Consider the following 6,467-nt stretch of genomic DNA (forward strand, 5'->3'; position numbering starts at 1 on the left):
GAAAGATGACAACCCAGGCTGTTTCTGGTCGCCGTTATTTCACGAAAGCGTGGCTGATGGAGCAAAAATCGCTGATTGCCCTGCTGGTGCTGATCGCGGTGGTATCGACCATGAGCCCCAACTTTTTTACCGTCAATAACCTGTTCAATATTCTGCAGCAGACCTCCGTTAACGCCATTATGGCGGTAGGGATGACGTTGGTCATACTGACCTCAGGGATCGACCTGTCCGTCGGTTCCCTGCTGGCGCTCACCGGCGCGGTGGCGGCGTCGATCGTTGGCATTGAGGTGAATGCGCTGGTGGCGGTCGCTGCTGCCCTCGCATTAGGTGCGGCGATCGGCGCAGTCACCGGGGTGATTGTGGCGAAAGGCCGCGTGCAGGCTTTCATCGCCACCCTGGTGATGATGCTGCTGCTGCGCGGCGTGACCATGGTGTACACCAACGGCAGCCCGATCAATACCGGCTTTAGCGATAATGCCGATCTGTTCGGCTGGTTTGGTATCGGGCGTCCGCTGGGGATCCCGACGCCGGTATGGATCATGGCGATTGTCTTCCTGGCGGCCTGGTACATGCTGCACCATACTCGCCTGGGCCGTTATATCTATGCCCTTGGCGGTAATGAGGCAGCGACGCGTCTGTCCGGGATTAGCGTCAATAAAGTCAAAATTATCGTTTACGCGTTGTGCGGGATGCTGGCGTCGCTGGCCGGCATTATCGAAGTGGCGCGCCTCTCCTCCGCACAGCCAACGGCCGGGACAGGCTATGAGCTGGACGCCATTGCGGCAGTCGTGCTCGGCGGCACCAGCCTGGCGGGCGGCAAAGGACGCATTGTCGGCACGCTGATTGGCGCGCTGATCCTTGGCTTCCTGAATAATGGTCTTAATCTTTTAGGCGTTTCTTCCTATTACCAGATGATCGTTAAAGCGGTGGTGATTTTGCTGGCGGTACTGGTAGATAACAAAAAGCAGTAACTAAGAACTCTACAGGACATCTTAACTATGAATATGAAAAAACTGGCGACCCTGGTCTCTGCTGTTGCGCTAAGTGCGACCGTTAGCGCGAACGCGATGGCCAAAGACACCATCGCTCTGGTTATCTCTACTCTCAACAACCCGTTCTTCGTGTCTCTGAAAGACGGCGCGCAAAAAGAAGCTGACAAACTGGGCTACAACCTGGTGGTGCTCGATTCCCAGAACAACCCGGCGAAAGAGCTGGCTAACGTTCAGGATTTAACGGTACGCGGCGCGAAGCTGTTGCTGATCAACCCCACCGACTCTGATGCCGTCGGCAATGCTGTGAAGATGGCGAACCAGGCGAAAATCCCGGTCATCACCCTTGACCGTCAGGCGACAAAAGGCGATGTCGTGAGCCACATCGCCTCTGACAACGTGCAGGGCGGAAAAATGGCGGGCGATTACATCGCGAAAAAGCTGGGTGAAAGTGCGAAAGTCATTGAGCTGCAGGGCATTGCCGGGACTTCCGCGGCGCGCGAGCGTGGCGAAGGCTTCAAACAGGCCGTGGCGGCGCACAAGTTCAATGTTCTGGCCAGTCAGCCGGCCGATTTCGACCGTACCAAAGGGCTGAACGTGATGCAGAACCTGCTGACCGCCCATCCTGACGTCCAGGCGGTGTTCGCGCAGAATGATGAAATGGCGCTCGGCGCCCTGCGCGCGCTGCAGACCGCAGGCAAGTCCGATGTGATGGTGGTTGGATTTGACGGCACTCCGGATGGCGAAAAAGCAGTAAACAGTGGCAAACTGGCGGCGACCGTCGCACAGTTGCCGGAGCAGATCGGCGCGAAAGGCGTTGAGACTGCTGATAAGGTACTGAAGGGCGAAAAAGTGGAGGCTAACTACCCGGTTGAGCTGAAGCTGGTCGTTAAGCAGTAATATGCGATTCGGACTGGCAACGGTCCGAGGGACAATATAAAAAAGAAAAGCAGGGCATGCGCCACCGGATCCCGGTGGCGCGCTTTCCCGGGAACAGAAACGATGAAAACTGCAGGCAAACTTGTCGTCCTTGGCAGCATCAATGCCGATCACATTCTCAACCTTGACGCTTTCCCGATGCCGGGTGAAACCGTCACCGGCAACCACTACCAGCTGGCGTTCGGGGGGAAAGGGGCCAACCAGGCGGTGGCCGCCGGGCGCAGCGGGGCGGATATCGCGTTTATCGCCTGCACCGGCGATGACGACATCGGTGAACGCATCCGCCGCCAGCTGGCAAGCGATAAAATCGATGTGGCGCCTGTGCGCGCGGTCGCCGGGGAAGCAACCGGCGTGGCGTTAATCTTCGTTAACGCCGAAGGTGAGAATGTCATCGGTATTCATGCCGGCGCCAATGCGGCATTATCCGTCGCTCAGGTAGAGGCGGAAAAAGCGCGGATCGCCAGCGCGCAGGCGTTGTTGATGCAGCTCGAGTCACCGCTGGAGAGCGTGCTGGCGGCGGCGAAAATCGCCCATCACCATCAGACCACCGTGGTGCTTAATCCCGCGCCAGCGCGTGAACTGTCCGATGAACTGCTGGCGCTGGTGGATATCATTACCCCCAACGAAACCGAAGCGGAAAAGCTGACGGGTATTCGCGTTGAGAGTGACGAGGATGCGGCAAAAGCCGCCGACGTGCTGCATGCCAAAGGCATTGGTACCGTGATGATCACCCTCGGCAGCCGCGGCGTCTGGCTCAGTGCCGAAGGCGAAAGCCGCCGGATCCCAGGGTTTCGTGTGCAGGCTATTGATACTATCGCCGCCGGCGACACCTTCAACGGCGCGCTGGTAACCGCGCTGCTGGAAGGAACCGATCTGCCGGAGGCGATCCGCTTTGCGCATGCCGCGGCGGCGATTGCCGTGACCCGCAAAGGCGCGCAGCCTTCCGTGCCGTGGCGCACAGAGATCGATGAATTTTTAGCGCAACAGGGGTAATGCTTGGCTACGATGAAAGATGTGGCCCGCGTAGCGGGCGTTTCCACATCGACGGTGTCACACGTCATCAATAAAGACCGCTTTGTCAGCGAGGCGATCACCGCCAAAGTCGACGCCGCGATCAAAAGCCTTAACTACGCCCCCTCTGCGCTGGCGCGTAGCCTCAAGCTTAATCAAACCCGCACCATCGGCATGCTGATCACCGCCAGTACCAATCCGTTTTATTCGGAGCTGGTGCGGGGCGTGGAGCGCAGCTGCTTTGAGCGGGGTTATAGTCTCGTACTCTGTAATACGGAAGGTGATGAGCAGCGAATGAATCGTAATCTGGAGACGTTAATGCAAAAACGCGTCGATGGATTACTGCTGCTGTGCACTGAGACCCACCAACCCTCTCCGGAAATTATGCAGCGCTATCCGTCGGTTCCGACGGTCATGATGGACTGGGCGCCGTTTGATGGCGATAGCGATCTGATTCAGGATAACTCGCTGCTCGGTGGTGATATGGCGACCCAGTACCTGATCGATCAAGGGTATTCACACATCGCCTGCATTGCCGGCCCGCTGGATAAAACCCCGGCGCGTCTGCGCCTTGAAGGTTACCATGCCGCGATGGCGCGCTGCGGTCTGCCCGTAGCCGAGGGATACGTGGTGACCAGCGATTTTGAGTTTGGCGGCGGGTTTAGCGCGATGCAGCAGCTGCTGGCGTTGCCGCAGCGGCCGCAGGCGGTGTTTGTCGGTAACGACGCCATGGCGGTTGGCGCTTATCAGGCGTTATACCAGGCCGGGTTGCAGATCCCGCAGGATATGGCGCTGGTGGGTTACGATGATATTGAACTGGCTCGCTATATGACGCCGCCGTTAACCACCATTCACCAGCCGAAAGATGAGCTGGGGGAACTGGCCATCGACGTGCTGATCCATCGCATGGCCGACCCGCAGCAAAAACAGCAGCGCGTACAGTTAACCCCGGAGCTGGTGGTCCGCGGCTCCGCTTAGCGTTTGTGCCGCTCGCTAATCAGGTTGCGGCCATCCTTCGCTCTCAACAGCATAAACATCAGCGCCGACACGATGGTTATCACGCCCATGGTAATAAAGGTGTAGTGAAACTGCTCTACGGTGCTGGCGCTGTCAAAACCTTCATAGAAGCGCAGCACCGCAGCGCTGATGGCCACCCCGAGACTGATGGAAAGCTGCTGGGTGACGGCCAGCAGGCTGTTGCCGCTGCTGGCATTGTCATCCGTCAGATCGGCCAGGGTAATGGTATTCATGGCGGTAAACTGCGTGGACATCGCCATCCCCAGCACGAACAGCGGCAGAAGAAGCATCCACAGCGGCATTTCTGGCGACTGCAGCGAGAACTGGGCAATCATAAGGCCAATAAACACGGTGATCCCCACCAGGGTCTTACGATAGCCAAACCAGCGCAGCACCTGGGTAACGGTAGATTTCGCAATAATCGAGCCGATAGCGGTGGGGGCGATCATACAGCCGGCGATAATGGCCGGATAGCCGAAGCCAACCTGTAGCATGAGCGGCATCAGAAACGGCACGCAACCGGTACCCAACCGCGTGGCAAGGTTGCCGGCAATGCCAACCGAGAACGTATGGGTCTTAAATAAAGAGAGCGAGATAAGCGGCGCAGGATGGCGGCGCGCGTGACGGACATAGGCCAGGAGCAATATCAGACTGACGGCGATCACCGCCAGCGCCAGCCATGTCGCCACAATTTTTTCGCCAAACAGTTCAATACCGCTGGAAAATAACACCAGGCTTAAGCCAAATAACAGAAAACCGGTTATATCGAAGCGTCGGCGCGGCGTTGTGAAATTTGGCATGTATTTACGGGCGTACAGAATGCCGATCACGCCGATGGGTATGTTTATCAGGAAAATCCAATGCCAGCTGGCCCAGGTAACAAATACCCCGCCGAGCACCGGACCCAGAATCGGTCCCACCAGTCCTGGCATGGTGACAAAGTTCAGAACCGGCAGCAGTTCGCTGCGCGGATAGGCGCGCAGGAGGGCCAGCCTAGCCACCGGCATCATCATCGCCCCGCCGATCCCCTGAATGACGCGAAAAATGACCAGTTCCGTTAATGAACTGGAGAGCGCGCAGGCGAGGGAGCCGAGAGTAAACAGGCTAACGGCGATGATAAAGACCCGACGCGTGCCGAAGCGATCGGCCAGCCAGCCGCTGACCGGGATCAGCATCGCCACCGTCAGCGTATAGCTGATGATGGCCGACTGCATTGCTAACGGGGAACGATTCAGGCTGTGGGCGATAGCCGGGAGGGCAGTGTTAAGAATGGTGGCATCCAGCGCCTGCATAAAGAAGGCCATCGCCGCAATCCACGGCAGGCCGGCCATGCTGCGCCCTTTTTTTCCGCTCATGCCAAATCCTTGTTATTGATTTACGTGGTGGGGGGCGTTTAGCAGCGCCTGGCAGGCAAGTAAGGCACCCGGCGCATCACTGTTGAGAATGGCATCGACAATCGCCTGGTGGAGATCGAGCTTCACCACTTCATTTTGCGTAATTGATGTGAAGTAAGTGTGGTAGACCGAATGAAATAAAGAAGCGAATGAGCTGAGGAAAGGATTACCGCTCATTTCATAGATATGTTCATGCCAGGCCATATCGACTGCAATCCAGCGATCGCGCTGAAAATGGCGTTTCAGGGCAATCATCTCTTCCATTAGGGTATTGAGCTGCGCTTTCTGCTCTGCGGTGCCGTGGGCGGCGGCGAGAAAACAGGCCTGTGGCTCCAGGCTGCTGCGCATGACGAGAAAGTGGCTCACCACCTCTTCGAAGTTATCTTCTGTTAGCCACCAGGAGAGGAGCTCTTTATCAAGGAAGTTCCAGCTGCTGCGCGGCATGACCCGGGTGCCAATGCGAGGGCGGGGCAGCAGCATGCCTTTTGCAGTGAGTGTCTTCACCGCTTCGCGGACGGCGGTACGACTCACGCCGAACTGCTCCCCTAACTCCATTTCGCCGGGAAGAATGCTTTCCGGCTGATATTCGCCAGTCAGTATTTTTTGGGCGAGCTTCTCGGCTAGTACCCAGGAGATGTTCTTTTGTGCCGCCAGTTGCTGTGCGCTTAAAGACATAAATGCCGTTCCTTTCTTTTCTCTACTCTAACAGTATGCCACCAGGCGCCCCGTTTCGTCGGTTAAAACAGCAAAACGGCGGTTTTTTGCGACATTCCTCGCCGCATTGTTGAAAAAAGAGACGGTTGAAAAGTTTTTTTGCATTTCCCCTTGTCACCTCGGAATTACTCCCTATAATGCGCCTCCACTGACACGGAACAACGGCAAGCAAGCCGCCGGGTCAGCGGGGTTCCGGTGAGAACCTCGCAGAGAAAAGCAAAAATAAATGCTTGACTCTGCAGCGGGAAAGCGTAATATGCACACCCCGCGCCGCAGCGAAAAACGAAGCGGCACTGCTCTTTAACAATTTATCAGACAATCTGTGTGGGCACTCAAAGTGACATGGATTCTTAATGTCTTCGGACAATAAATGAATACCAAGTCTCAAGAGTGAACACGTAAT

Annotated in this window: 6 protein-coding genes; 4 read left to right on the forward strand and 2 right to left on the reverse strand. The window is 56.9% G+C overall.

All coding sequences use genetic code 11. The annotated features are described in order from the left end of the window. Positions 1-5 precede the first annotated feature (5 nt). The 4 genes from rbsC (at position 6) to rbsR (ending at position 3,917) form a co-directional block, all read left to right on the forward strand. Complete coding sequence (rbsC, locus tag ACLEXF_RS24070; protein ID WP_004202322.1) at positions 6-971, forward strand: ribose ABC transporter permease; 966 nt, start codon at positions 6-8, stop codon at positions 969-971. A 27-nt stretch (positions 972-998) separates the two neighbouring features. After that, positions 999-1,889: a ribose ABC transporter substrate-binding protein RbsB gene (gene rbsB, locus ACLEXF_RS24075; protein ID WP_004202323.1), complete on the forward strand. Its 891-nt coding sequence runs from the start codon at positions 999-1,001 to the stop codon at positions 1,887-1,889. 102 nt (positions 1,890-1,991) lie between these two features. After that, positions 1,992-2,921: a ribokinase gene (gene rbsK, locus ACLEXF_RS24080; protein ID WP_274786797.1), complete on the forward strand. Its 930-nt coding sequence runs from the start codon at positions 1,992-1,994 to the stop codon at positions 2,919-2,921. A 3-nt stretch (positions 2,922-2,924) separates the two neighbouring features. Then, complete coding sequence (gene rbsR, locus ACLEXF_RS24085) at positions 2,925-3,917, forward strand: ribose operon transcriptional repressor RbsR (RefSeq protein WP_086076398.1); 993 nt, start codon at positions 2,925-2,927, stop codon at positions 3,915-3,917. Here the strand turns inward: rbsR and mdtD are convergent. Together mdtD and ACLEXF_RS24095 are read right to left on the reverse strand one after the other, a co-directional pair. Then, positions 3,914-5,311, reverse strand: coding sequence for a multidrug transporter subunit MdtD (mdtD, locus tag ACLEXF_RS24090; protein ID WP_004202328.1), 1,398 nt, complete (start codon positions 5,309-5,311; stop codon positions 3,914-3,916). The genes rbsR and mdtD overlap by 4 nt on opposite strands. 12 nt (positions 5,312-5,323) lie before the next feature. Further along, positions 5,324-6,025, reverse strand: a complete 702-nt coding sequence (locus ACLEXF_RS24095; protein ID WP_004202329.1) for a FadR/GntR family transcriptional regulator — start codon at positions 6,023-6,025, stop codon at positions 5,324-5,326. Positions 6,026-6,467 lie beyond the last annotated feature (442 nt).

Origin of the sequence: Klebsiella pneumoniae complex sp. WS1778, assembly GCF_049472055.1 — a bacterium.
GTDB classification, from domain to species: Bacteria; Pseudomonadota; Gammaproteobacteria; order Enterobacterales; family Enterobacteriaceae; genus Klebsiella; species Klebsiella quasipneumoniae.

Excerpts from the sequence above, each read along its gene's own strand:
- rbsC (WP_004202322.1), top strand. The coding sequence starts at position 6 with ATGACAACCCAGGCTGTTTCTGGTCGCCGTTATTTCACGAAAGCGTGG.
- rbsK (WP_274786797.1), top strand. The coding sequence starts at position 1,992 with ATGAAAACTGCAGGCAAACTTGTCGTCCTTGGCAGCATCAATGCCGAT.
- ACLEXF_RS24095 (WP_004202329.1), bottom strand. The coding sequence starts at position 6,025 with ATGTCTTTAAGCGCACAGCAACTGGCGGCACAAAAGAACATCTCCTGG.
- mdtD (WP_004202328.1), bottom strand. The coding sequence starts at position 5,311 with ATGAGCGGAAAAAAAGGGCGCAGCATGGCCGGCCTGCCGTGGATTGCG.
- rbsB (WP_004202323.1), top strand. The coding sequence starts at position 999 with ATGAATATGAAAAAACTGGCGACCCTGGTCTCTGCTGTTGCGCTAAGT.